The organism is Pseudoclavibacter sp. RFBA6 (genome assembly GCF_002931575.1).
Classification (GTDB): Bacteria; Actinomycetota; Actinomycetes; order Actinomycetales; family Microbacteriaceae; genus Pseudoclavibacter; species Pseudoclavibacter terrae.
This window is the reverse complement of record NZ_PSUA01000010.1, coordinates 1-24,787: the sequence shown is the minus strand read 5'-3', so window position 1 is coordinate 24,787 and position 24,787 is coordinate 1. Positions and strand designations below refer to the sequence as shown.

Here is a 24,787-nt window from a genome sequence, read left to right as displayed (position 1 = left end):
CAAGGATAGGTGCGTGCCCGCCATCGTCGAGAGGATCTGCCGCGAGTCTGGTCCTAAGACTGGGTCCTATTGCCCGAGCTCCCCCACCGTCACCTGGACGGTCTGCTCCTGGCCACCGCGCACGAGCACGGCCTCGACCTGCGTGCCGGGCTCGAGGGCGCGGATCTGCGCCGTCAGGTCCGTCGAGTTCGAGACTCGATGCCCGCCGAAGGAGGTGATGACGTCACCGGCCTGGATGCCGGCCTGCGCCGCAGGTCCTCCCGCTGTGAGCTGGGCGACGTAGGCGCCCGCCACGCTCGAGTCGGCCGCCGTCGGGTCGCTCACGCTGGCACCGAGGAACCCGTGCGACACCGCGCCATCGGCGATGAGCTGCTCGGTCACCCGCTTGACGAGGTTCGACGGCAGCGAGAAGCCGACCCCGATGTTCCCGGCAGTCTCGCCACCGCTGCTCGCGCCGGCGATCGCGACGTTGACGCCGATGAGGGCACCGTCCTGGTCGACGAGTGCACCGCCAGAGTTGCCCGGGTTGATGGCGGCGTCGGTCTGGATCACGGGCAGGGCGACCGAGGACGAACCCTGCGTCGTGCTCTGCCCCTCTGGTGAGTTGGGGTCCCCGCGCCAGAAGTTGTATGGGCTGTCCTCCTGCGTGCCGTCGGACTCGACCTCTTCCGGGACCGCAGACGAGCTGACGAGGATGCCGCGGTCGAGCGCGCTCACGACGCCCTCGGTCACGGAGTCGGAGAGTCCGAGGGGTGCACCGATGGCCACGGCGACGTCCCCGACATTGAGCTTGTCGGAGTCGCCGAAGGTGATCGGCGTCAGGGACGTGTCCTCGACCTTGATGATCGCGAGGTCGAGCACGGGGTCTCCGGCGACGAAGGTCGCAGGCAGCAGGCGACCGTCGCTGGTCTGGACGGAGAGCTCAGCGTTGCCGGTGGCGCCGTCGATCGTCGCGACGTGGTTGTTGGTCACGATGTAGCCGGCACCGTCGATGACGACGCCCGAACCGCTCGCGGCAGTCTGGCCGGAGGAGGCCGAGATCGTGACGACGCTCGGTGAGGCGACCGCGGCGATGCTCGTGACGAGCGTCGCATCCTGGGGGTTGTTGACCGTGATCGACTGCGAACTGGACTGGCCCGCGGCGACCTGTGACGAGCCGAAGCCGCCGACGACGGCCCCGCCGACCCCGCCGCCCACGACGCCGCCGACGAGGAGACCCGCGGTGAGGAGCGCGACCGTGCCGAAGCGGCGCTTTCTCGGCGTGAGGTCAGGGCCGGCTGCAGGGCCCAAGCCGCTCGACGCGAAGTCTGCAGTCGGGTACTGGTGGGTCCGCGAGTCGGACGAGGCGTAGCCACCCGCAACAGACCCACCCGGAACGTATTGGCCCGGCTGATACTGGCCGGACCCCGACGAGTACTGGGGCGCGAACGAGTGCGCCTGCTGGCCGGCTGGCGGCTGAGGGGCGAAGGGCTGCTGGGGGAAGGACTCGGGGTACGACTTGGCGCCGTCCTGCGGGGCGTTCTCCGGGGTGAAGGGGGTGGACATGTGTGGTTCCTTTCGACACCACCGAGCATCCAACCCTGGGCTATGCCATTGCTATGGCGAAGCTGTGGCTCAGCTTCGACCCGCGATGGCGTGCACCCGCACACGCACCCGCACGGTCGATCCGACCGGGAGCACCGTCAGAGCAGCCGCCTTGATCCGGGTCGCGAGCCCTTCCACGATGCGCCCCTGCGGGCCCGACGAGTCGACGCGCACGCGCACCGTGATCGAGACGACACCGTCTGCAGTGCCGACATCGACGTGCAGTGATCCCAGGTGGATGCCGATGATGGGCAGCAGCTCCACAACGCCAGGGGTTCCGAGGGCCGCACCCTCGACCACCTCGGCGACGCGCTCACGGTCGATCATTCGACGCTCCTCACATCTGCGATGACGATATCGATGCCCGTGACCCGCAGCGTCGTGTCGAGCGCAAGCGCCTCCGCGATCGCATCCCGCACCTCGTCGGCGAGCGGATGCAGCGGGCGCAGCCCGAGCACCGTCACCGAGACGGTGACGTGCACCGGTGCTCCCGGCGTGGTCACGTCGCCGTCGAGCACGCACCGTCCGATCAGCACGCCCTCGATGGCGTCGCCAGTCCGGCGGATGAGCTCGCGGATGACGCCCTCGCTCTGCGAGAACTCGAACTCGGGCTCCGGCGAGGCGAGCGGGATCTCGCGGCCCGCGCGCGCATCCATCGCGATGCCGCGCAGCATGGACTGCAGCCAGGCGCTGCTCGGCGCGGGCGTGGCCGCGGACTCCGCCTCGATGAGGTCGTGCGACGCCTTCGTCACCCGCTCGAGTGCCGCGAGCGCCCGCTCGCACTCGGGGTCCTCCTCGATGTCGGCGTTGTACGGCAGACGACCGGCGTCCAGGTACTCCGAGAGCTGTGTCAGGGTGTACCCCGCGGCGCCGATGGTCGGCTCGACTTCTTCGCTCATGCCCATTCCTCCATGCCCCGCAGCAGCGCGATCCTGGCCCGAGAGAGGGCCCCACGCACCGTCGATGTGTTCGTGTCGAGCTGTTCGGCGATCTCCGCGTAGGTGAACCCGGCGGTCTCCTTGAGGATCCAGCACTGGCGCTGCAGCTCGGGGAGGCCCGCGAGCACCCGGGACGCCGAATCGAGCTTCGCGTTCAGCTCGAGCTGCGCGAGCGGACCGAGCTCCGGGGCCTCCGGGGCGTCCACGTCGTCGATGTCCTGCTCGAACTTCCGCCTCCTGAGGCGATCGGTCGCCTTGCGGGCGGCGATCTGCACGAGCCACGCGCGCACGGCATCCGGGTCGCGGAGGAGGTCGAGGCGCTTCCAGGCGACGATGCAGGCGTCCTGCACCGCGTCCTCGGCGTCAGCGCGCGACGACAGCAGTCTGATGGCGGTCGCGATCATGAGTCCCCAGTGCCGGCGGATGAGCACCTCGAACGCACGCTCGTCACCGTCTCTGGCACGGGCGACGAGCAGCGCATCTGGCGCATCTGCGAGGTCAGGCACGCTTCCTCCTTCGCGACATTCGGATCTGGCTGGTCCTGCCGGGCAACCCTAGGGCATGCAGACCTGGCACTCCCTGCCAATGATCGGGTCACCACCACGTGGGGATCGGCGCAACTTCTCCCCCGGCAATCGCCATCGTGTTTCCGGCAGGTAAACTCCACACGCGCGCGGGTGCCCGCGCGCGGAGAGAACACACTGGGGGAACACCTTGAGCTTTTTCCAAAGCCTGATGCGAACGAAGAGCATCGAGGCCTCACTCGCGGACTCGCACTCCGAGGAACGGTCGCTCAAGCGGTCCCTCGGCGTGTGGGACCTCGCCATCATGGGCGTCGCCGTCGCCGTCGGCGCCGGGATCTTCTCGGTCGGAGCGAAGGCGGCCGCCAACAACGCCGGCCCGTCCATCACCCTCGGATTCCTGCTCGCCGCCGTGACCTGCGGACTCGCGATCATGGCCTACGCGGAGTTCGCCTCCTCCGTGCCCGTGGCCGGTTCCGCCTACACCTTCACCTACGCGACGCTCGGCGAGCTCCTGGCCTGGATCATCGGCTGGGACCTCATCCTCGAGATGCTGTCGGCCTCCGCCGTCATCGCGAGCTACTGGGGCGTCTACCTGCAGGAGGTCGTCAACATCTGGGGCTGGGACATCCCGCCCAAGCTCAGCATCTTCGGCCTGTTCGAGCTGAACTGGGCCGCCTTCTTCATCGTGGCCGTCCTCACGACGCTGCTCGTGCTCGGCACGAAGCTCTCATCACGCGTCAGCGCGGTCCTGACGATCCTCAAGGTCCTGACCGTGCTGTTCGTCATCGTCGTCGGCGCGTTCTTCGTGAAGGCCAGCAACTACACGCCGTTCATCCCGCCGTCGCAGCCTGCGGCCGAGTCGGGCACGGACGCCTGGCACCAGTCGCTCTTCTCGTTCATGTCCGGCGCTGAGCCGAGCATGTACGGCGTCTTCGGGCTCCTCGCCGGCGCATCCATCGTCTTCTTCGCGTTCATCGGCTTCGACGTCGTCGCGACGAGCGCGGAGGAAGTCAAGAACCCGAAGAAGAACCTGCCCCGCGGCATCTTCCTCGGCCTCGGGATCGTGACGGTGCTCTACCTCTCGGTGAGCCTCGTCATCACCGGCATGGTCTCCTACAAGGACCTCGCCGCCGCCGAGACCCCGTCGCTGGCGACCGCGTTCGTCCTCGTCGGCGCCGACTGGGCGGCGCAGATCATCTCCATCAGCATCCTGCTCGGCTTCACGACCGTCATCCTCGTGCTGCTCATGGGCCTCGCCCGCGTGCTGTTCTCCATGAGCCGCGACGGCCTGCTGCCGCGTTCGTGGAGCATCACGAGCGAGAAGCGCAAGACCCCCATCCGTCTGCAGATCGGCGTCGGCATCGCCGTCGCGCTTCTCGCCGGCCTCACGAACGTCGACTGGCTCGAGGAGATGATCAACATCGGCACGCTCTCCGCGTTCGTGCTGGTGAGCCTGTCCATCCTCGTGCTCCGCAAGAAGTACCCGAACCGCGAGCTCGCCTACCGCATGCCGTGGTCGCCGTTCCTGCCGATCCTGTCGGCCGTGCTCTGCTTCTGGCTCATGCTCAACCTGTCGACGCTCACCTGGCTCCGCTTCGCCATCTGGCTGGCCATCGGCCTCGCCATCTACTTCCTCTACAGCCGCCGCAACTCGCGGCTTGGCAAGGAGCGCGCCTCCTCCACCGAGATCCTCGGCGCCGAGCTCAAGTAGTCCAGCGACGAGATACCCCGAAGGGTCGTCATCCGCACAGGATGGCGACCCTTCGGGGTATCTGGCCCACCACGCGACGGCGCAGCGGTGGCGCCGGGCCTAGAGCTGTGAGACTTCCCTGCGGTGCGGCACGATGGGCGGCTGGACGCCACCGAGCTGCTCGATGATGCGCACGACCTGCGTCGAGTAGCCGAACTCGTTGTCGTACCAGACGTAGAGCACGAGGTTCTTGCCCTCGGCGATCGTCGCGAGCCCATCCACGATGCCGGCGCGCGTCGTGCCGACGAAGTCGGTCGAGACCACTTCGCTCGACTCGATGTAGTCGATCTGCTGGCGGAGCACCGAGCTGAGCGACACCTGGCGCAGGAAGTCGTTGACCTCGCCGCGGGTCGTCGGACGCTCGAGCGTGAGGTTGAGCACTGCCATGGAGACGTCTGGCGTGGGAACCCGGATGGCGTTGCCCGTGAGCTTGCCCTCGAAGTGCGGCAGCGCCTTCGCGACCGCCTTCGCCGCTCCCGTCTCGGTGATCACCATGTTGAGGCCAGCGGCCCGACCGCGCCGGTCGCCCTTGTGGAAGTTGTCGATGAGGTTCTGATCGTTGGTGAACGAGTGCACCGTCTCGACGTGCCCGTGCACGACCCCGTAGCGCTCGTCGATGACCTTGAGGACCGGCGTGATGGCGTTGGTCGTGCACGACGCGGCCGACAGGATGCGGTCGTCGTCGGTGATGCCGGCGTTGTTGATGCCGTAGACGATGTTCTTCAGCTGCCCCTTGCCGGGAGCCGTGAGCAGCACTCGACGCACTCCGGGGCTCTGCAGGTGCTGCGCGAGGCCGTCGGCGTCGCGCCAGCGGCCCGTGTTGTCGACGACGATCGCATCGCGGATGCCGTACGACTCGTAGTCGACGGTCGCGGGATCGTTCGAGTAGATGACCTGGATGACCGTGCCGTTGGCCTGGATCGTCGAGGCGGCCTGGTCGACCGAGATGGAGCCGGCGAACGCCCCGTGCACGGAGTCGCGGCGCAGCAGGCTCGCCCGCTTCTCGAGGTCGTTGTCGCTGCCCTTGCGGACGACGATGGCGCGCAGGCGCAGCCCTCGTCCCGTGCCGGCGTGCGAGATGATGATGCGCGCGAGGAGGCGCCCGATGCGGCCGAAGCCGTAGAGCACGACGTCGGCGCCCGAGTCAGGAGACCCGGTGCCGATGACTTCGAGCAGCTGGTTGGCGAGGAACGTGTCGAGGTCCTCGTCCTGTGCCGCGAAACGCGTCGCCAGTTCGCCGAGGTCGATGGAGGCGGTGCCGAGATCGAACTCCTGCAGCCGTTCGAGGATCGGCAGCGTCGCGTCCAACGACAGCTCGACGTCGTTGATGCGGCGGGCGAAGCGGTGCGCCTTGATGATGTCGATCGCGGAGAGGTTGATGAGGCGGTGACCGTAGATCGAGGTCACGACGTTCCGCGTGCGGTACAGGTTTCCGATGAGCGGGATCATCCGCTCGGCGATTCCGACTTTCTCCAGCCACTCGTGCTGCGTCTGCTCGGACTTTTCCATCATCGAATGGGACCCCTCAACGTCGAAAGTTCTCGCCTGAACGCCAGGCACAGGCAAAATCCTACGGTTCTGCGTCCGGCGCCGGGCCCGAATCGGCGGCGTGGAGCGTCGGCGTATTCACGATGCGAGAAATTCGGGCGTTTTTGGCAGAGTGGACCTGCCATGTGAAAGGGGCCAGCCCCGCCGACCCGGACGGGTCGAACTGGACTGGCCCCATCGAGCTCGAGGGCTCGATCAGCTGCGCTTGGCCCGCTTCTCGCGAACACGCATGTTCGTGATGATGGGTGAGCCCTCGAAGCCGTACACCTCGCGCAGGCGACGCTGGATGAAGCGGCGGTAGCCCGGGTCGAGGAAGCCGGTCGTGAAGAGCACGAATGTCGGCGGGCGCGTCTGCGCCTGCGTGCCGAACAGGATGCGCGGCTGCTTGCCGCCACGGAGCGGGTGCGGGAACTCGGCCGTGAGCTCGGCGAGGAACGCGTTGAACTTGCCGGTCGGGATGCGCGTGTCCCATGAGTCGAGGGCGAGCTCGAGGGCTGGCACGAGCTTCTCGAGGTGGCGCCCCGTCTTCGCGGAGATGTTGACGCGCGGCGCCCAGGCGACGTGGGCGAGGTCGCGCTCGACCTCACGCTCGAGCTGCCAGCGGCGTTCGTCGTCGAGCATGTCCCACTTGTTGAACGCGAGCACAAGCGCGCGGCCGGACTCGAGGACCAGGTCGATGATGCGCAGGTCCTGCACGTTGACGGCTTCGGTCACGTCGAGGACCACGACGGCGACCTCGGCCTTCTCAAGAGCTGCCGTCGTTCGCAGCGACGCGTAGAAGTCTGCGCCCTGCTGCAGGTGCACGCGGCGGCGGATGCCGGCCGTGTCGACGAAGCGCCAGATCTTGCCACCCAGCTCGACCTGCTCGTCGACGGGGTCGCGCGTCGTGCCAGCGAGCGAGTTGACGACGACGCGCTCCTCTCCTGCGGCCTTGTTCAGGAGGCTTGACTTGCCGACGTTCGGGCGTCCCAGGATGGCGACGCGGCGGGGTCCGCCGATCTCCTCCTTCGCGACCTTCGAGACCTCGGGGAGGATCTCGATGACCTTGTCGAGGAGGTCCGCGACACCGCGGCCGTGCACGGCGGAGACCGGCCACGGCTCACCGAGACCGAGGCTCCACAGCTGCGCTGCGTTCGGCTCCTGCACGGCGTCGTCGACCTTGTTCGCGACGAGGATGACGGGCCGGTCGGTGCGGCGGAGCAGCTTCACCACGTGCTCATCGGTCGCGGTCGGGCCGACGTTCGCGTCGACGACGAACAGGACCGCGTCAGCGAGCTCGACGGCGATCTCGGCCTGCTGGGCGACGGAGAGGTCGATGCCCTTGGCGTCCGGCTCCCATCCGCCGGTGTCGACGATCGTGTACCAGCGGTTGTTCCACTCGGCCTTGTACGAGACGCGGTCGCGCGTGACACCGGGGGTGTCCTCGACGACGGCTTCGCGGCGGCCGATGATGCGGTTGACCAGTGCGCTCTTGCCCACGTTGGGTCGGCCCACGACTGCGAGCACGGGGAGCGCGGGCAGGTAGGTGATGGCGTCGCCGTCCTCGGAGGCGCCGAGGAGCACCTCGAGGTCGTCTTCCTCGAGCTCGTAGTCGTCGAGGCTCTGGCGCAGCGCCTGGGTGCGCTTCTCCACGACCGTGTCGTCGAGTTCCTCGAGGCGCGCGACGAGCTCTTCGCCGCCTGCTGGGTCGAACTCCTCGGAGGCGTCGGTCGCCTCGTCGTTCCGTCCTTGGTCGTCAGTCATCGTGACTCCTTCGTGTTGTCGTGTCTGACAGCGCTTGGGGCGGCTGCCAGCGACGGTGCTGTCGTCTGATGCGGGCCTGATGTCGCCGAGGCGACGATCCGCAGGAATGCCTCGACAGACTGCTCGAAGTCGAGCCTTGTCGTGTCGAGCACCGTGACGCCGTCGGCGGCTTCGGTGAAGTTGGTGACCTTGGCGTCGCGGGCGTCGCGCGCTGACACGGACTCCGCGACGGCGGCGACGGTCTCGCCGACCTTCTCGCCTGCCCTGCGCGCGATGCGCACGGCCTCGTCGGCGGTCATGAGGATGCGCGCGGGGGCATCCGCGGCCACGACCGTCGTGATGTCCCGACCCTCGGCGATGATGCCTGGGCTCGTGGTGCCGGCCATGGTGCTCCGGAAGAGCGCCGTGAGGGCCTCGCGGGCAGCAGGCACGCGGGAGACCCGCCAGACCTCGCCGGAGATTGCGGTGTCGCGGATGAGCTCCGTGATGTCGGTCTCGCCGACGCGAACCCAGCGTTCGTCCGGGCTCTCCGAGATGCGGTACCGGTCGATGAAGCTCGGGAGCAGTGCCGCGACGGCGTCACCGTCGTCGAGGTCGCATCCGCTGTCGATCGCGAACCAGGTGAGCGCGCGGTACGCGGCACCTGTGTCGAGGTAGCCGAAGCCGAGGCGTCGCGCGCTCTCTCGGCAGACACTCGACTTGCCGGAGCCTGCCGGCCCGTCGACGGCGACGACGACGGGCGTGCCAGCGGCGAGGGCGTCGTGGCTGATCGGGGTGGTCTCGGTCATGCGGCGATCCTCCATCCGCGCTGTTCGAGCTCGTCAACGAGCTTCGCTGTTGCCGAGGGGACGACGGAGATGACGACGAGGCCGACGTTGGAGGCCTGCGCGTGCTCCATGCGGAAGTCCTCGACGTTGACCTGGGCGTCGCCCACGTCGCCCATGAGCTTCGCGAGCTGGCCTGGCTTGTCATCGATCATGACCGTGACGGAGTCGAACTCACGCCTCGAGGAGCCGTGCTTGCCTGGCAGCCGCGCCACGCCGGCGTTGCCGGTCGCGAGCTGCTCGGCGATGATGCGGCCCGAGCCGCGCTCGTGGCTGTGCTCGAGTGCGCTGGCGACCTTGTCGAGGTCTGCCTGCAGCTTGCGGAGCACAGCGGCGGTCGGCGCGGCGTTCGCGGTGAGGATCTGCGTCCACAGCACGGGGTCGCTGGATGCGATGCGCGTGAGGTCCCGCAGGCCCTGGCCCGCGAGCGCCGTGGCCCCGTCCTCGTCGTCGACGAGACGCGAGGCGAGCAGCGTGGAGACGAGCTGGGGAACGTGCGAGACGAGCGCGACGGCCCGGTCGTGATCATCCGCGGTCATGGTGACGGGAGTGGCGCCGACGTCGAGGGCGAGCCCCTCGATCTCCTGCAGCGCGAAGACGCTGGTCTGCTCGTGGTGCGCGATGACCCAGGGGCGGCCGACGAAGAGGTCTGCACGGCCCGAGAGCGGCCCGCCCGTCTCGCGCCCGGCCATGGGGTGCGACCCGAGGTAGCGGCTGATGTCGGCGCCTCGGGAGACGAGCTCTGCGAGCGGCGCCGACTTCACGCTCGCGACGTCGGTCACGATGGCGTCGGGCCAGCGTTCGAGTTCCGCGGCCACGACCTGGCCGGTCACGTCGGGGGGCACGCAGACGACGACGATCCGCGGCGCTTCTCCCCCGGCGGCGTCAGCGGCCAGGGTCCCCGCCCCGTAGTCGACGGCGAGCTGGAGCACCGAAGGTGAGATGTCGTCGAGCTGGACGTCGACACCGAGCCTGCGCAGGGCGTGCCCGACGCTGGTGCCGAGCAGCCCGGCACCGACCACCCGTACCGGGGAGTTGGTTCGAGTTGGCGTCATCGACGACCTTTCGATCTGGTGGGCGGCGCCTGCCGCGGGCCGCGGCCCTGCTTGGGCTCGCGAGCCGGCTCCGCCGCCTGGGTGAGGGTGCCGCCGTCGCGCTGCTGCCCGGCTCGCCGGGCGAGCTTCAGGATGCGGCCGAGTTCCAGTGTAGTGAACTCGCGCATCTCGCCTTCGCGGAGGGTGCCGAGGTTCAGCGGGCCGAAGCTGCGGCGGACGAGCGCGGTGACGGGGTGGCCGACCTCCTCGAGCATGCGACGCACGATCCGGTTGCGGCCGGAGTGCAGCACGATCTCGACAAGCGAGGCGGTGCGGCTGGGCTGGTCGGCGAGGAGCCTCGCGCTGTCGGCCTTGATGAAGCCGTCCTCGAGCTCGAAGCCCTGGCGGAGGCGCTGGAGCGCCTTCGCGGAGACCCGCCCGTCGACGCGTGCGATGTAGGTCTTCTCGACACCGAAGGATGGGTGCGCGAGCACGTGCGCGAGCTCACCGTCGTTGGTGAGGATGAGCAGGCCGCTCGTGTCCACGTCGAGCCTGCCGACGTTGTAGACCCGCTCGCTGAACTCCCTCGTGAACTCGCGGAGGTCCGGGCGCCCCTGCTCGTCGCGCATCGTGGAGACGACGCCGGTCGGCTTGTTGAGCACCACGTAGCGCTTGCTGGGGTCCAGCTGGATGGGCGTGCCGTCGACGGCTACCTCGTCGCGGTCCGGGAAGATGCGGCTGCCGAGCTCGGTCACGACGACGCCGTTGACCTCGATGCGGCCCTGCGTGATGTACTGCTCGCACACGCGGCGCGAGGCGACGCCGGCCGCGGCGAGTGCCTTCTGAAGTCGCACGCCGTCGGTGCGCTCGGGCGCCGGTTCGGCTTCGCGCCCCGCGAGCGGGATGTCGTCGAAGTCGTCCATCGAGTAGCCGCCCTCGGGGCGCGCCTGCGCAGCCTGGCGGAGCGCCGCTGCCTCGTCGGCGGTGCGGTCGGTGTCGCCGCGGCGCGATCCGCGCCCTCGCTGGTCACTCATGGAATCCGTCCTGTCCTTCGTCGAGCAGAGGTGAGATCTTGGGCAGCTCGTCGAGCGAGTTGAGTCCCAGATGCACCAGAAGCGTCTGTGTCGTGACGTAGCGAATGGCCCCGGTCACGTCGTCGTGGCCGTCTTCTGCGATGAGGCCACGTGCTACCAGAGTACGCACCACCGAGTCGACATTGACGGCGCGCACCTGCGCCACCTGCGAACGCGTGATCGGCTGGCGGTAGGCGATGACGGCCAGTGTCTCGAGTGCGGCCTGCGAGAGCTTCGACGGCTGGCGGGTGAGCACGAAGTCGGCGACGATGTCGTCGAGGTTCTCGCGCACGTAGAGCCGCCACCCTCCGCCGACCTCGCGCAGCTCGAAGCCACGTTCGGGACCGGCGAGGTCGCCGTTGTAGTCCGCAACGAGTCGGCCGATGGATGCGCGCACGTCGGGGACCGGGCGGCTGACGGCCCCGGCGATGGCCACGAGCGACAGGGGCTCGTCGGCGACGAAGAGGATCGCCTCGACGGCGCGGTCGAGGTCGACGCCCGGCTGGTCGGCTTCTTCGGCCGGGCGGTCGAGCTGCCGTGGGTCAGTCATCGTCGTCTCCGAGGCTCGAGAGCTGCGCGGCGTCCCAGCTGTCGGCATCCCACGTCACCGTCAGCTCGCCGAGGGGCGTCTCCTGCTCGAAGCTGAGCGCTGCCCGTCGGTAGAGCTCGAGGAGGGCGAGGAAGCGCGCGATGACGACACCCCGGGCGTCGGCGTCGGCGACGAGCTCGCGGAACGTCCGCGGCTCACCATCCTGCAGCAGGGCGACAAGGATGCGCGCCTGCTCGCGGATGCTCACCTTGGGCGCGTGCAGATGGGTGAGGCCGACGGTCGGGATCTCGCGCGGTGCGAGTGCCAGGGTCGCGAGCGCCGCGAAGTCGGCGGCCGAGAGCGTCCAGACGAGATCCGGGATGCGCTCCCTGAACTTCGGCTCGAGCGGCACGGCGCGGGTCGTGCGCTGCCCCTCGACACCGAGCGCGGCCGCGAACCAGGTTGAGACCTCTTTGAAGGCCTTGTACTGCAGGAGACGGGCGAAGAGCAGGTCCCTCGCCTCCAGGATCGCCACGTCCTCCGCATCCACGTACTCGCCCTGCGGCAGCAGGCTGACGATCTTCATGTCGAGGAGGGTTGCGGCGACGACGATGAACTCGCTCGCTCGGTCGAGCTCTTCCGGTGTCGACAGATCGTTGAGGTACCCGATGAACTCACTCGTGACGCGGCTCAGCGACACTTCGGTGATGTCCATCTCATGCTTCGAGATGAGGGTGAGGAGCAGATCGAACGGGCCCTCGAAGTTGCTCAGCGACACCCGGAAGTCGGGGTCGGACGCGCCTTCGAGGTCGGGCGCGGCGGGGGCGCCGACCCGCGGTGCTGAGGTTCCCCGGGTGGTCAGGGCGCTAGGCGACGGCGCCACGTTCGATCAACTCGCGCGCGAGCTGGTGGTACGCCTTCGACGCGGTGTGCTCTGGAGCGAATCGGACGATGGGGACCCCGGCGACGGATGCGTCGGGGAACTTCACCGTGCGGCCGATGACCGTGTCGAAGACCCGGTCGCCGAACGCCTCGTAGACGCGGTCGAGTACCTCGCGTGAGTGCAGCGTGCGGCCGTCGTACATGGTGGGGAGGATGCCGTCGAGCTCGAGCGACGGGTTCAGCCGGTCGCGGACCTTGTCGACGGTCTCCACGAGGAGCGCGACGCCGCGGAGCGCGAAGTACTCGCATTCGAGCGGGATGACGACGCCGTGGCTCGCCGTGAGCGCGTTGACGGTCAGGAGGCCAAGCGAGGGCTGGCAGTCGACGATGATGACGTCGTACTCGCTCGAGACCTTGCGGAGCACGCTCGCGAGGATCTGCTCGCGGGCGACCTCGGTGACGAGGTGCACTTCGGCGGCGGAGAGGTCGATGTTGGCTGGCATGACGTCGAGGCCAGGGAACGCCGTGGCCTGGATGACCTCGTGTGGGTCCTTGACCGTGCCGATCAGCAGATCGTAGACGGTTGGCACGTCGTACGTGCGGATCCCGAGGCCGGCGCTCAATGCACCCTGGGGGTCGAAGTCGACGGCCAGCACGCGGCGACCGTAGAGGGCGAGGGATGCGCCGAGGTTGATGCTCGTCGTGGTCTTCCCGACGCCACCCTTCTGGTTGCACATCGAGATGATGCGCGCGGGGCCGTGGCTCTCCAGCTCCTCCGGCACCTCGAAGTGGTTGTAGAGTCGCGTCGACACCGCGCTTGCGCTGCGGGGCGTGGATTCGATCGTCTCTTCGCTCATGACCTCTGCATCCTATCCCCGCCTCAGCCTCCGCCGAGGGTGGCGCGCGGATGGCTCGTGGCGTACACGTCGCGCAGGGTGTCGGCGGTCACGAGCGTGTAGATCTGCGTCGTCGACACCGAGGCGTGGCCGAGCAGCTCCTGGACGACTCGGACGTCAGCACCGCCCTCGAGCAGGTGGGTCGCGAACGAGTGCCGGAGGGTGTGCGGGGAGACTCGGCCGGCGAGATCGGCGCGCGTCGCGATGGCGTCCAGCAGGTTGAACGCGCTCTGCCGAGACAGCCGCGCTCCTCGCGTGCCGAGGAACAGCGCGGGCGTCGCACTCCCCCGAGTCGACAGCTCACGTCGCGCCCGAACGAGGTAGCGGTCGAGCGCCCGCTGGGCGAAGCTGCCGACCGGCACTATGCGCTGCTTGTTGCCCTTGCCCCGCACGCGGAGGATGCCCGGCTCGATCAGATCGTCGACGTTCAGGTCGACGAGTTCCGAGATGCGGGCGCCGCTCGCGTAGAGGAGCTCGACGAGCGCGGTGTCGCGCATCGCCTCGAGCGTCTCACCGTCGGCCGCCTGCAGCAGTCGCTCGACCTCGGCGACCGTGAGCGCCTTCGGGAGCCGTGACGGGAGCTTCGGGGCGCGCGTGCGCGTCGTCGCGTCCGCATCCAGCATCCCCTCGTCGAGCAGGAACCGGTGGAAGCCGCGGACCGACGAGAGCGCCCTCGAGACGGAGGACGCCGCCAGGCCCTCGCCTTCGCGGAGGTGGGCGAGGAACGCCGACACGTCGTCGGGGGCCACAGCACCGATCGGCCCCCGGTCGGTGCGCTCGAGCCAGTCGAGGTACTTGCCGAGGTCGCGCCGGTAGGCGCCGAGGCTGTTGCTCGACAGACCCCGCTCGATGGTCAGGTGCCGGAGGTAGGTGTCGAGCAGTGCCGTGTCCGCCTTCGCTTCACCCGGATGTGCAGCCACGGCGCGTCGACTACTCCGGGCGGCCCGGCGATCGGGTCGGCCACTCCGCGTCGGCTGGGCGCAGCGTCGTCCAGCCGCGTTCCTTCGCGAGGTGCAGCGCCATGACGCCGGAGATGACGAACGGGTTCTGCACCGAGCCTTCGAGGACCGCGTCGAGCGCATCCGGCAGCGCGACCCAGCGCTGCTCCAGCTGCGCCTCCTCGCCTGTGCGGGCGAAGGCCTCTGGCGTCGAGGAGACCGCGCGCGCGAGGTACACGCGCACGTTCTCGCTGCTCCCGCCCGGCGACGTGTACTGGTCGAGGAGCACGTCCCAGCGCTCGGCGACAAGATCGACCTCTTCGGCCAGCTCGCGCCTCGCCGCATCGAGCGGGTCCTCGCCCGGCGCGTCGAGGAGGCCGGCAGGCAGCTCCCAGCCGCGTCGCCCCACGGGGTGACGGTACTGGCGGATGAAGAGGATGCGGTCTGCGACGTCGAGCACGAGGACCGCGACGGCCCCCGTATGGGACATGAACTCCCGCGTCAGCTCCTCGTCGCCGAAGCGGAACCGCTCACGCACGATGTCCCAGACGGCACCGCGGAACACGACGCTCGACTCGAGCACCGTGTCCTCGGCGACCTGGTCCGCGAACGGCCCCGATCCGGCGGCGTCGGTCACTGCTGAACCTGGTCCACGTCCTGCACGTTCTCCTCGACATCGACGAGGCGGCCGGAGCGCTGACGCTCGAGGCCGGCGGCGACGAGGCCGGAGAAGAGCGGGTGCGCACTGTTCGGACGCGACTTCAGCTCGGGATGCGCCTGCGTGGCCACGTAGAACGGGTGCACCTCGCGCGGCAGCTCGACGTACTCGACGAGCGTGCCATCCGGGGACAGTCCCGAGAAGTGGAGCCCCGCATCCGCGATCTGCTCGCGGTACGCGTTGTTGACCTCGTAGCGGTGGCGGTGGCGCTCCTCGACGAGCGTGGAACCGTAGAGCTCCGCGATGATGGACCCCTCGTCGAGCGCGGCCGGGTAGGACCCGAGGCGCATGGTTCCGCCCATGTCGCCGGTCTCGATGATGTCCACCTGCTCGGCCATCGTCGCGATGACGGGGTTCGGCGTCTCCGGGTCGAACTCGGAGGAGCTCGCGTCGGTGATGCCGACGACGTTGCGGGCGTACTCGATGACCATGCACTGCATGCCGAGGCAGAGCCCGAGGGTCGGGATGGCGTTGTCACGCGCGAAGCGCAGGGCTCCGAGCTTTCCCTCGATGCCGCGGATACCGAAGCCGCCTGGCACGCAGATCGCGTCGACGTCGCTCAGCTGGGCAGCGGCGCCATCGTGCGTCTCGCACTCGTCGGACGGGATCCAGCGCAGCTTCACGCGCGTCTGGTTCGCGAAGCCACCGGCTCGCAGCGCCTCGGTGACCGACAGGTAGGCGTCCGGCAGGTCGATGTACTTGCCGACGAGGCCGACCGTGATCTGGTGCTTCGGCTGGTGCACGACCTCGAGCAGGCGCTCCCAGGCGCTCCACTCGATGGGCTCGGCCGGGAGCTTGAGCTGCTCGATGATGTACTCGTCGAGCCCCTGCTCGCGCAGCACGCGCGGGATGTCGTAGATCGAGGGCAGGTCGATGGTGTTGACGACGGCGCGTTCGGGGACGTCGCACATGAGCGCGATCTTGCGCTTGTTGCTCTCGGTCACCGGGCGGTCGCTGCGGAGCACGAGCGCATCCGGCTGGATGCCTGCCGAGCGGAGCGCTGCGACCGAGTGCTGCGTCGGCTTGGTCTTCTGCTCCCCGGATGCGCCCATGAACGGCACGAGGGAGACATGGACGAAGAAGACGTTGTCGCGACCGAGCTCGTGGCGCAGCTGGCGCGCCGACTCGATGAACGGCTGCGACTCGATGTCGCCGATGGTGCCGCCGACCTCCGTGATGATGACGTCGGGGCGAGGCTCCTCGCTGGCCTGCAGGCGCATGCGGCGCTTGATCTCGTCGGTGATGTGCGGGATGACCTGCACCGTGTCGCCGAGGTACTCGCCGCGACGCTCCTTGGCGATGACGCTCGAGTAGATCTGCCCCGTCGTGACGTTCGCGGACTGGGCGAGGTCGACGTCGAGAAAGCGCTCGTAGTGCCCGATGTCGAGGTCGGTCTCAGCGCCGTCGTTGGTGACAAACACTTCACCGTGCTGGAACGGGTTCATCGTTCCCGGGTCGACGTTCAGGTACGGGTCGAGCTTCTGCATGACGACTCGCAGGCCTCTGGCCCTGAGCAGATTGCCCAGGCTGGCGGCGGTCAAGCCCTTGCCGAGCGAGGAGACGACGCCCCCGGTCACATAGATCTGCTTGACAACGGCCTGGTCGTTTCCCGCAACTGGGATATCTGCGCTAGTCACGGAATTCCATCTTAGACGACGGACCGCGATCCGTCTGCGCCTGCGTCGTGTCCGGCACCACCTGGCGCTGCGCGATTCGCCGCCGCGAGCTCCAGCAGCTCCTCGGCGTGGGCGTTTCCAGTTTCGCTGTCGGAGAGACCCGAGAGGAGCCTGGCGATCTCCTGCGTACGGTCCGCCCCACTGATCCGGCGGATGCTGGAGGTCGTGAACTGCCCGTCGCTCGACTTCTCGATGCTGATGTGATTGTCCGAGAACGCCGCGACCTGCGCCAGGTGGGTGACGACGATGACCTGCGCGTTCGCGGAGAGCCGCTGCAGACGGCGCCCGATCTCGATGGCGGCAGAGCCTCCGACGCCGGCGTCGACCTCGTCGAAGACGAGCGTCGGCACCGAGCTCACATCGGCGAGCACCACCTCGAGTGCCAGCATGACGCGGGAGAGCTCCCCGCCGGACGCCCCCTTGCCGAGCGGCGTGGGCTCCGTTCCCGGGTGAGGTCGCAGCATGAACGCGACACGGTCACCACCGTGCGCGGCGATCTCGTCGAGCGGAGAGATCTCGACCGTCAGCTGCGCCGCCGGCATCGCGAGCGCGTGCAGCTCCGTCGTGACCCGTTCCTCGAGGAGCGAAGCGGTCGCCGTGCGGAGCTCGGTGAGCCGTGAGGCCGCAGCTGCGAGCGTCGCTTCGGCCTCGGCGATCTGCGTCTCCAGCTCCTGGATGCGCGTGGAGTCGTTCTCGAGGTCAAGCAGCTGCATGCCGGCCTGCGAGCCGAGCTCGATGACGTCGTCCAGGGTCGGCCCGTAGGTCCGCGTCAGGCTCGTGAGCAGCGTCAGGCGGTCGTTGAGCTGAGCCAGCTCTCCGCTCCCCTCTGCCTCGAGCCCGTCGAGGTAGCCCGCGAGGCGAAGCCCCAGCTCGTCGATCGCGAACGAGATGTCTGCCGCGGCCTGTCCCAGCTCACCCAGCGCCGGGTCGCTCGACGTCGCGCTGTCGATCAGGGATCGCACCTGGGAGACGAGCTCGGTCGAGCTCCCGCCACCCTCGCCGCCGAATCCTGCGGAGCTGTCGCCCGCGAGCAGCTCGTGTGCCTGGCCGACGTCGCGGCGCAGGGCTTCGAGGTTCGAGAGACGCTCGATGCGCGCCAGCAGCGTCACGTCCTCCCCCGGCTGGGGCTCGGCGGGCTCGATGTCGGCGAGCGCGCGTCGCAGGCGGGCGGCCTCGAGCTCACGCTCGGCCTCGGCGTCGCTCAGCGTCTGCAGCTCCGAGCGGAGCTCGCCGCGGCGGATGTGCGCCTCGCGAACCGCGGAACGAGCGGTGCGCAGCTCCGCGCCGCCGAACGCATCCAGCGCCGCTCGCTGCGCGCCCTCGCTGCGCAGCCGCCACTGGTCGCTCTGCCCGTGCACGACCACGAGCCGCTCGCCGAGGTCGGCGAGGATCGACGCGGGGACACCGCGCCCGCCGAGCCAGGCCCGGCTCCGGCCTTCAGCGCTCACCTGGCGGGCCACGAGGAGCTCATCGTTCTCGTCGAGCTCGGCGCCCGCGTCTGCGGCGAGCCTCGCCGCGGGGCTGTCGGAGTCCAGCTGCCAGCGCCCCTCGACGACGGCCTTGCTGGCTCCGGAGCGGACGGCGTCGGCCGACGCGCGTCCTCCGCGCAGCAGCCCGAGGGCCGTCACGATCATGGTCTTGCCCGCGCCGGTCTCCCCCGTGATCGCGGTGAAACCGGGCCCCAGGGGAAGCTCGGCTCGCTCGATGACGCCGAGGCCGGAGATGTCGATGTCAAGAATCATGCGCGTGCGGGTCCTCGCCATCCTGAGGTCGGGAGTTGGAACTTCTCGACAAGTCGCTTGCTGAACGGTGCACTGTGCAGGCGCGCGAGCCGGATCGGGGCGCCGCCCCTCGTCGCCGTCACGCGGGATCCCGCCGTGAGGTCGTACGTGCGCCGCCCGTCGCACCACAGCACGCCGGGCGTGCCGGTCCTCGGGACGATCTCCACGGCGAGGGTGGAGCTGGGGCCCACCACGATCGGTCTCGCGAAGAGCGCGTGCGCGCTGATGGGGACGAGCAGCAGGGCTTCGACGGTCGGCCAGACGATCGGCCCGCCAGCCGAGAAGGAGTAGGCGGTGGAACCGGTCGGCGTCGAGAAGATGGCACCGTCGGCGCCGAAGCTCAGCAGCGGCTGCCCGTCGACCTCGAGGACGAGCTCGAGCATCCGCTCCCTGCTGGCCTTCTCGATCGAGGCCTCGTTGAGGGCCCACGTCTCGTAGACGGTCTCACCGCCGAGCGTGACGCGGACATCCAGGGTCATGCGCTCCTCGACCTGGTAGTCGCGGTCAAGTGCGCGGCCCACAGCATCCGCCAACAAGTCTCGTTCGCTCTCCGCGAGGAACCCGACGTGGCCGAGGTTGACACCGAGGATCGGCACTCCCGCCTCGCGCACGATCTCCGCGGCGCGGAGGATGGTGCCGTCACCCCCGAGGACGATCGCGATCTCCACCTCGTGGGCAGCGAGATCCTCCCCGAGCGAGATCGTCGTCCGAGGCACCCGGTTGCGATCGAGGCGCAGCAGCTCACGGTACGTCGCTGGCTCCAGCACGGGCGTGACTCCCGCGTCGTCGAGCAGCTGCAACACGGTCATGGCCGCCTCGATGGCGTCCTCCCGGGCAACGTGGCTGACGACGAGGATGCGCCGCTTCGGGAACTCCGTCATCGATCTCCCTCCAGGTCCTCCGCTTCGACGATGGCTCGTCGCAGAGTGACGAGTCTGTCAGCATCGGCTGGACTCGAGCCTGTCGACGTGCGGAGAACCGCAACGAATTCTGCGTTGCCGTGGGTGCCGACGATCGGCGACGGGCGCAGCGAGACGAGCTCGAGCCCGCAGCTCGCCGCTTCGACAAGCACCCGCTCAAGTGCGGGCGCGACCAGTTTGCGGTCGTGGACGATGCCGCCCTTCACACCGGTTCGGCCGACCTCGAACTGTGGCTTGATGAGCAGCACCGCATCCGTGAGACCGGGCGCCATCGCCAGGATGGGGGCGATCACCTTCGTCAGCGAGATGAACGAGAGGTCACCGACGACGAGGTCGAGGTCGCCAGAACACACCGGGGCGTCCGCCGCCTGGAGCAGCTCGTCGAGCTGCTCAGCATCGGTGAAGCGCGCGTTGACGCCCTCGAGATTCGTCACTCGGGGGTCTTCTCGGAGGGCGGGAGCGAGCTGGTCGTGCCCGACGTCCAGGGCAACCACGTGCCTGGCACCGCGCGCGAGCAGCACCTGCGTGAATCCGCCGGTCGAGGCACCCACGTCGAGCGCTGCGCGTCCAGCCGGATCGAGAGTCGGCACGGCGTCGAGCCCCGCGACGAGCTTGTGCGCGGCGCGGGAGACGAAGTCGTCTCCCCCGGCAACGGCCAGCGCGTCGCTCGGCGCGACTCGCAATCCGGTCTTGGTCGACGTGACCCCGTTGACCGACACGAGGCCGGACTCGATGAGCCGGGCCGCCGCCGTTCGGCTGCGCGCGAGGCCGCGGCGCGTCAGGTCTGTGTCGAGCCGCTGAAGGACTTCGCCTCCTGCGCTCTGAGATTGCGAGTTCATGACTGGTCTCCATCGAAGAGTTGGACCGGGGTGCTCTCAAGGAGCTGGCCGAGCTGCTGGTGCACTCGCGAGAACTCGGCGGCCCGTTCCGAAACTGGCAGGGTGCCGATGCGCTCGAGCTCCAGAGCAAGTTCAGTGTCGGGCTCGGCGCTGGTGTCGGGCACTGCCGCACCGCCAGCGTCGCCTGCTCTCGCGTGGCCTTCGCCCGCGTGTTCGGAGCTCACGAGGCGAGCTCCGAGTACAGCACCTCCGGCACGCGGAGCGCGTAGATCAGCTTCTCCGAGGCTGCGATGGCGGCGCATCCTGCCCGCAGCAGGTTGATGGGCGAAGAGCCTGCGCGATCGACGATGACGTCGATGCCGCGCACCGTGACCTGCGCGTCGCCGACCCTGGCGACAGCGTGCTCGGCCTGTGGACGCTCGGCGATGACCTTCGGGTACGGCTGCGAGAGCTCCCGCAGGTCGCTCAGGATGAAGTCGGGGCGCTGACCGGGAGGCGCTGCGATGAGCTGCTTCGGGCGGTCCACGCCCGTGAGCACGAATGCCGACGTCATGCCGGCGTTATCCGCGCCCTTGATGTCGGTGTCGAGCCGGTCGCCGATGAACAGCGCCCTCTTGGCGTCGAAGCGCCGCACCGCCTCATCGAAGATCGCCTTCTCCGGCTTGCCCGCCACGAGGGGCAGCTTCTGTACCGCCGTGTGGACTGCGGACACCAGCGTGCCGTTCCCAGGCGCGATCCCGCGGGCGACGGGGATCGTCCAGTCCTGATTCGTCGCGACCCACGGGATGTCGCGTGCGAGCGCAAACGAGGCCTCTGCGAGGTGCTCCCAGCCGACGTGGGGCGCGAAGCCCTGGATCACGGCGTCCGGCTCGTCGTCGGCGGACCGCGTCACGCGGAAGCCGCCCTTCGCGAGCTCATCGACAAGCCCATCGCCGCCCACCACGAGGATCAGCGCGCCAGGGGCGACCTTCGTCGAGAGCAGTCGGACCGCAGCCTGCGGGCTCGTGACGACATCCTCGGCGGTGAGCGACAGTCCGAGGTCGCGCAGGTGCTGAGCAACCTGCTCGTCAGTGCGGGACGCGTTGTTCGTGATGTACCCGGAGCGGATACCTGCGGTCGCGAGCGCGTTCAGGCTCTCGACCGCGTGCGGCACCGGATTCGGGCCACGGTAGACGACACCATCGAGATCTGCCAGCACAACGTCCACGCCGTCGAGGGGAGCTGGTCCGGTTCCGGTGCTCTTCTTGAACAATGCCATCGGGATCTCTCGTCTCTCTGAGCGTGCCGCCGTGCGGTGCCTGGCCGGCGCTCGTCCTCGTCATGGTTGCGCTCGTCGCGCGTCGATCATCGCTGAGTGCGGAAGTGCAGGGCGGCGTGACACAGTCGCGCCGGGACGCAGGAGCGGGGCGACGGAGTGCATCCGCCGCCCCGCATCCGGTCACAGGTCGAAGAGCGGCTCGGGCTCGTCGCCCTTGCGCTTTCCTTCGTTGTCGTCGTTCTCGTCGACGGCCTCAGCATCGGAAGCCGCCTCAGGCTCGGAAGCCTCGGCCGCGGCCCCCTGCGGCGTTGGCTCCACGCCTGCTTCCTCCTCGGGAGCGGCGGGCACGACGTCGAGCTCGACTTCGAGAACAGCAGGTGCGTCACCCTCGTCCTCCGCCAGTTCTTCGAGCTCCTCAGCGGCGGCGACGATCTCGTCGGCCTCCGCCTCGACCTCGGCGACCTCGTCGGCGGCTTCCGCCTCGACCAGGATGTCCTCTGCCTCGGCCTCCACGTCGTCGCCTGCTTCGGCTTCGGCGACGATCTCGTCGGCCTCCGCCTCGACCTCGGCGACCAGTGCGTCGTCGAGCACCGCGGCGGCTCCGTCGACGGTTTCGGCGTCGCTCTGCGACCTGGTGTCGGTGGTCAGCTCGCCGCTTGCGGCGAGCAGTTCGTCGACTTCAGCTTCGAGATCGTCGTCGTCGCTTGAGTAGGGCGCGTCGGTGGCCTCGGCCGCGTCCTCGCCGTCGATGCTGTCCGCGGCGTGGGTCGATTCGGTGTCCGACTCTGCGTCTTCGGTGGGGGCATCCTCGCCGTCGATCTCGTCGTCCTCGAGCGGCGGGAACTCGCCCTCGGTGATGACCTCGATCGTCTCGTGCTCGTCGTGCTTGACGGCGTCGAGTGCGTCCTGGGCGCGGGTCGCGAGCGCAGTCCAACGCTCGGCCTCCGACTCGCGGCCGAGCTCTTCGAGCACGGTCGCGTAGGCGCCGAAGAGCGCCGGGCTGTACGAGTACGCGCGCTTGGGGTCGAGCTGCGGGATCTCGAGCTCGGCGAGCGCAAGATCGGGTGAGCCCTGGTCGAGGCGTGCGCCCGACATGGCGATCGCGACCTGGACGAGCTCCGCGGGGCCGAGGCCCGTGCGGTCGGCGGCGCGGCCCAGCTCGAGGGCTCGGTCGGGGCGACCGAGTCCGCGCTCGCTGTCGATCATGAGCGCCAGCTGGTCTTCCTTACCGCTGATGCGTCGGTAGGTGCGCAGCTCGCGCAGCGCGAGGGCGTAGTCGCCGATCGTGTAGGCCGTGATCGCGAGCGTCTCGCGGACCATGGCGATTCGACCACCGCGACGGGCTGCGGAGACGGCGTGCTGGTGAGCCAGCTCGGGGTCGGTGTCGATGAGCACGGACGCCATGACGAGGTGCCTTGCCACGAACTCCTGGTTCGTCGCCTCGAGCGTCTTGAGCTCGTTGCGAGCGCCCTTCGGCAGGTCCGATTCGCTGACCTCATCGGGCACGATCGGGTCGATGTGCTCAGCACGGACCGGACGCAGTTCGCGTGCAAGCATCTCCTCCTCGGTCAGCTCCGGGCGTTCCGGCGCAGGCCCACCGCGTCCGCTGAAACCGCCACGGCGGTCCTGACCACGGTCGTCACGTCCGCCACGGCTGTCGCTGCGGGGGCCGGATGTGCGACGTTCCCCGTCGCGAGGCGGGTAGCTCTTGCGCTCGCCACGGTTGTCACCACGGTCGTCGCGCGATCCAAAGGAACGACGCTCGCCATCGCGGGGCGGGTAGCTCTTCCGCTCGCCATCACGAGGCGCGTACGACTTCCGCTCGCCATTACGAGGAGGGTAGCTCTTCCGCTCGCCACGGTTGTCGCCGCGGTCGTCGCGGGATCCGAAGGAACGACGCTCACCGTCGCGGGGCGGGTACGACTTGCGCTCGCCACGGTTGTCGCCGCGGTCGTCGCGGGATCCGAAGGAACGACGCTCTCCGTCACGGGGCGGGTAGCTCTTCCGCTCACCGTCACGAGGCGCGTACGACTTCCGCTCGCCATCACGAGGCGCGTACGACTTCCGCTCGCCATCACGAGGCGCGTACGACTTCCGCTCGCCATCACGAGGCGCGTACGACTTCCGCTCGCCATCACGAGGCGCGTACGACTTCCGCTCGCCATCACGAGGCGCGTACGACTTCCGCTCGCCATCACGAGGCGCGTACGACTTCCGCTCGCCATCACGAGGCGCGTAGCTCTTCCGCTCGCCACGATTGTCGCCGCGGTCGTCGCGGGATCCGAAGGAACGACGCTCACCGTCGCGGGGCGGGTACGACTTGCGCTCACCGCGGTTATCACCACGGTCGTCGCGCGATCCGAAGGAACGACGCTCACCATCACGAGGCGGATACGACTTGCGCTCGCCACGGTTGTCGCCGCGGTCATCGCGGGATCCGAAGGAACGACGCTCACCGTCGCGGGGCGGGTACGACTTGCGCTCACCGCGGTTATCACCACGGTCGTCGCGCGATCCGAAGGAACGACGCTCACCATCACGAGGCGGATACGACTTGCGCTCGCCACGGTTGTCGCCGCGGTCATCGCGGGATCCGAAGGAACGACGCTCACCGTCGCGGGGCGGGTACGACTTGCGCTCACCGCGGTTATCACCACGGTCGTCGCGCGATCCGAAGGAACGACGCTCACCATCACGAGGCGGATACGACTTGCGCTCGCCATCGCGGGGCGGGTAGGACTTGCGCTCACCGCGGTTGTCACCACGTTCATCGCGCGAGTTGTAGGGTCGGCGCTCGCCATCACGGGGCGGGTACGACTTGCGCTCACCGCGGTTGTCACCACGGTCATCGCGCGAGTTGTAGGATCGGCGCTCGCTATCACGAGGAGGGTACGACTTGCGCTCGCCATCGCGGGGCGGGTAGGACTTGCGCTCGCCGCCTCGTCCGCCGGCATCCCGTCGCCCATCCTGTCCACCGCGTTCGTTGCGGTTGCCCGCTCCACGGTCGTTGTTTGAGCTTCGCCGCTCGTTGTCGTTTGCGTCCATGAATAGCTCCTCGGGATGCGCTGTCGAATTGTTGTTGTACTCGTTTGGATGCGCCTCACCTTGGACGCTTGCGTCGCCACCCAGCCTACGTCAACGCACTTCGTGGGTCCGGGGCGGACTCTGAGTCGTACGTGGGCTGCCTCGCGAGTAGCCGCTCTCGGCTGCTGCGCGAATGCCGGTGGCAAATGAAAAAAGCCGGGGTTGGGAGGCGAGGAGCATCTCTGCTCACTCACCAACCAACCCCGGCTCATGAAGAAGTCCGGCGGTGACCTACTCTCCCACAGGGT

The 24,787-nt window shown here is 68.9% G+C and carries 22 protein-coding genes; 1 reads left to right on the top strand and 21 read right to left on the bottom strand.

The window, feature by feature from the left end:
• Window positions 1–66: 66 nt before the first annotated feature.
• From C5C17_RS06370 to C5C17_RS06355, 4 genes are all read right to left on the bottom strand, one after another.
• Window positions 67–1,545, bottom strand: a complete 1,479-nt coding sequence (locus tag C5C17_RS06370; RefSeq protein ID WP_104252552.1) for a S1C family serine protease — start codon at window positions 1,543–1,545, stop codon at window positions 67–69.
• Between the two features lie 69 nt (window positions 1,546–1,614).
• Window positions 1,615–1,911, bottom strand: coding sequence for a hypothetical protein (locus C5C17_RS06365; protein ID WP_104252551.1), 297 nt, complete (start codon window positions 1,909–1,911; stop codon window positions 1,615–1,617).
• On the bottom strand, window positions 1,908–2,483 hold the full coding sequence (locus tag C5C17_RS06360) for a hypothetical protein (RefSeq protein ID WP_146079097.1): 576 nt from the start codon (window positions 2,481–2,483) through the stop codon (window positions 1,908–1,910). The genes C5C17_RS06365 and C5C17_RS06360 overlap by 4 nt, the downstream gene beginning before the upstream one ends.
• Window positions 2,480–3,028 (bottom strand): RNA polymerase sigma factor, encoded by a 549-nt coding sequence (locus C5C17_RS06355; protein WP_104252549.1) that lies wholly within the window; start codon window positions 3,026–3,028, stop codon window positions 2,480–2,482. Before C5C17_RS06355 ends, C5C17_RS06360 begins: the two co-directional genes overlap by 4 nt.
• A gap of 229 nt (window positions 3,029–3,257) precedes the next feature.
• Here C5C17_RS06355 and C5C17_RS06350 point away from each other — a divergent pair, with 229 nt between their 5' ends.
• Window positions 3,258–4,757 carry an APC family permease gene (locus C5C17_RS06350; RefSeq protein ID WP_104252548.1) on the top strand — a complete coding sequence of 500 codons (1,500 nt, stop codon included), beginning with the start codon at window positions 3,258–3,260 and terminating at the stop codon, window positions 4,755–4,757.
• 99 nt (window positions 4,758–4,856) lie between these two features.
• Here the strand turns inward: C5C17_RS06350 and C5C17_RS06345 are convergent, their stop codons facing one another.
• From C5C17_RS06345 to C5C17_RS18560, 17 genes are all read right to left on the bottom strand, one after another.
• A complete protein-coding gene (locus tag C5C17_RS06345) occupies window positions 4,857–6,308 on the bottom strand; it encodes a glyceraldehyde-3-phosphate dehydrogenase (RefSeq protein ID WP_104252547.1) in 1,452 nt (483 codons plus the stop codon).
• A 231-nt stretch (window positions 6,309–6,539) separates the two neighbouring features.
• Window positions 6,540–8,087 (bottom strand): ribosome biogenesis GTPase Der, encoded by a 1,548-nt coding sequence (gene der, locus C5C17_RS06340; protein WP_104252546.1) that lies wholly within the window; start codon window positions 8,085–8,087, stop codon window positions 6,540–6,542.
• Entirely contained in the window at window positions 8,084–8,875 is a 792-nt protein-coding gene (locus C5C17_RS06335) for a d(CMP) kinase (protein WP_104252934.1), read from the bottom strand. The genes der and C5C17_RS06335 overlap by 4 nt, the downstream gene beginning before the upstream one ends.
• Window positions 8,872–9,966 carry a prephenate dehydrogenase gene (locus C5C17_RS06330; protein WP_104252545.1) on the bottom strand — a complete coding sequence of 365 codons (1,095 nt, stop codon included), beginning with the start codon at window positions 9,964–9,966 and terminating at the stop codon, window positions 8,872–8,874. The genes C5C17_RS06335 and C5C17_RS06330 overlap by 4 nt, the downstream gene beginning before the upstream one ends.
• Window positions 9,963–10,868, bottom strand: coding sequence for a pseudouridine synthase (locus tag C5C17_RS06325; protein ID WP_104252933.1), 906 nt, complete (start codon window positions 10,866–10,868; stop codon window positions 9,963–9,965). The genes C5C17_RS06330 and C5C17_RS06325 overlap by 4 nt, the downstream gene beginning before the upstream one ends.
• A 103-nt stretch (window positions 10,869–10,971) precedes the next feature.
• A complete protein-coding gene (gene scpB, locus C5C17_RS06320; RefSeq protein WP_104252544.1) occupies window positions 10,972–11,568 on the bottom strand; it encodes an SMC-Scp complex subunit ScpB in 597 nt (198 codons plus the stop codon).
• Window positions 11,561–12,430: a segregation and condensation protein A gene (locus tag C5C17_RS06315; protein WP_374953900.1), complete on the bottom strand. Its 870-nt coding sequence runs from the start codon at window positions 12,428–12,430 to the stop codon at window positions 11,561–11,563. The genes scpB and C5C17_RS06315 overlap by 8 nt, the downstream gene beginning before the upstream one ends.
• Window positions 12,414–13,286: a ParA family protein gene (locus tag C5C17_RS06310; RefSeq protein WP_104252543.1), complete on the bottom strand. Its 873-nt coding sequence runs from the start codon at window positions 13,284–13,286 to the stop codon at window positions 12,414–12,416. The genes C5C17_RS06315 and C5C17_RS06310 overlap by 17 nt, the downstream gene beginning before the upstream one ends.
• A gap of 23 nt (window positions 13,287–13,309) precedes the next feature.
• The gene (gene xerD / locus C5C17_RS06305) at window positions 13,310–14,245 is read right to left on the bottom strand and encodes a site-specific tyrosine recombinase XerD (protein ID WP_104252542.1); all 936 of its coding nucleotides are present in this window, start codon (window positions 14,243–14,245) and stop codon (window positions 13,310–13,312) included.
• Between the two features lie 10 nt (window positions 14,246–14,255).
• Window positions 14,256–14,900: an NUDIX hydrolase gene (locus tag C5C17_RS06300; RefSeq protein ID WP_104252541.1), complete on the bottom strand. Its 645-nt coding sequence runs from the start codon at window positions 14,898–14,900 to the stop codon at window positions 14,256–14,258.
• The gene (locus C5C17_RS06295) at window positions 14,897–16,618 is read right to left on the bottom strand and encodes a CTP synthase (RefSeq protein ID WP_244295986.1); all 1,722 of its coding nucleotides are present in this window, start codon (window positions 16,616–16,618) and stop codon (window positions 14,897–14,899) included. Before C5C17_RS06295 ends, C5C17_RS06300 begins: the two co-directional genes overlap by 4 nt.
• An 11-nt stretch (window positions 16,619–16,629) precedes the next feature.
• Window positions 16,630–18,399, bottom strand: a complete 1,770-nt coding sequence (gene recN, locus C5C17_RS06290; protein WP_104252930.1) for a DNA repair protein RecN — start codon at window positions 18,397–18,399, stop codon at window positions 16,630–16,632.
• Entirely contained in the window at window positions 18,396–19,319 is a 924-nt protein-coding gene (locus tag C5C17_RS06285) for an NAD kinase (RefSeq protein ID WP_104252540.1), read from the bottom strand. The genes recN and C5C17_RS06285 overlap by 4 nt, the downstream gene beginning before the upstream one ends.
• Entirely contained in the window at window positions 19,316–20,197 is an 882-nt protein-coding gene (locus C5C17_RS06280) for a TlyA family RNA methyltransferase (protein ID WP_104252539.1), read from the bottom strand. Before C5C17_RS06280 ends, C5C17_RS06285 begins: the two co-directional genes overlap by 4 nt.
• Window positions 20,194–20,421 carry a hypothetical protein gene (locus tag C5C17_RS18345; RefSeq protein ID WP_146079096.1) on the bottom strand — a complete coding sequence of 76 codons (228 nt, stop codon included), beginning with the start codon at window positions 20,419–20,421 and terminating at the stop codon, window positions 20,194–20,196. The genes C5C17_RS06280 and C5C17_RS18345 overlap by 4 nt, the downstream gene beginning before the upstream one ends.
• Window positions 20,418–21,455, bottom strand: coding sequence for an HAD-IIA family hydrolase (locus tag C5C17_RS06270; protein WP_104252537.1), 1,038 nt, complete (start codon window positions 21,453–21,455; stop codon window positions 20,418–20,420). The genes C5C17_RS18345 and C5C17_RS06270 overlap by 4 nt, the downstream gene beginning before the upstream one ends.
• Before the next feature lie 180 nt (window positions 21,456–21,635).
• Entirely contained in the window at window positions 21,636–24,500 is a 2,865-nt protein-coding gene (locus C5C17_RS18560) for a hypothetical protein (RefSeq protein ID WP_181028509.1), read from the bottom strand.
• Between the last annotated feature and the right edge of the window lie 287 nt (window positions 24,501–24,787).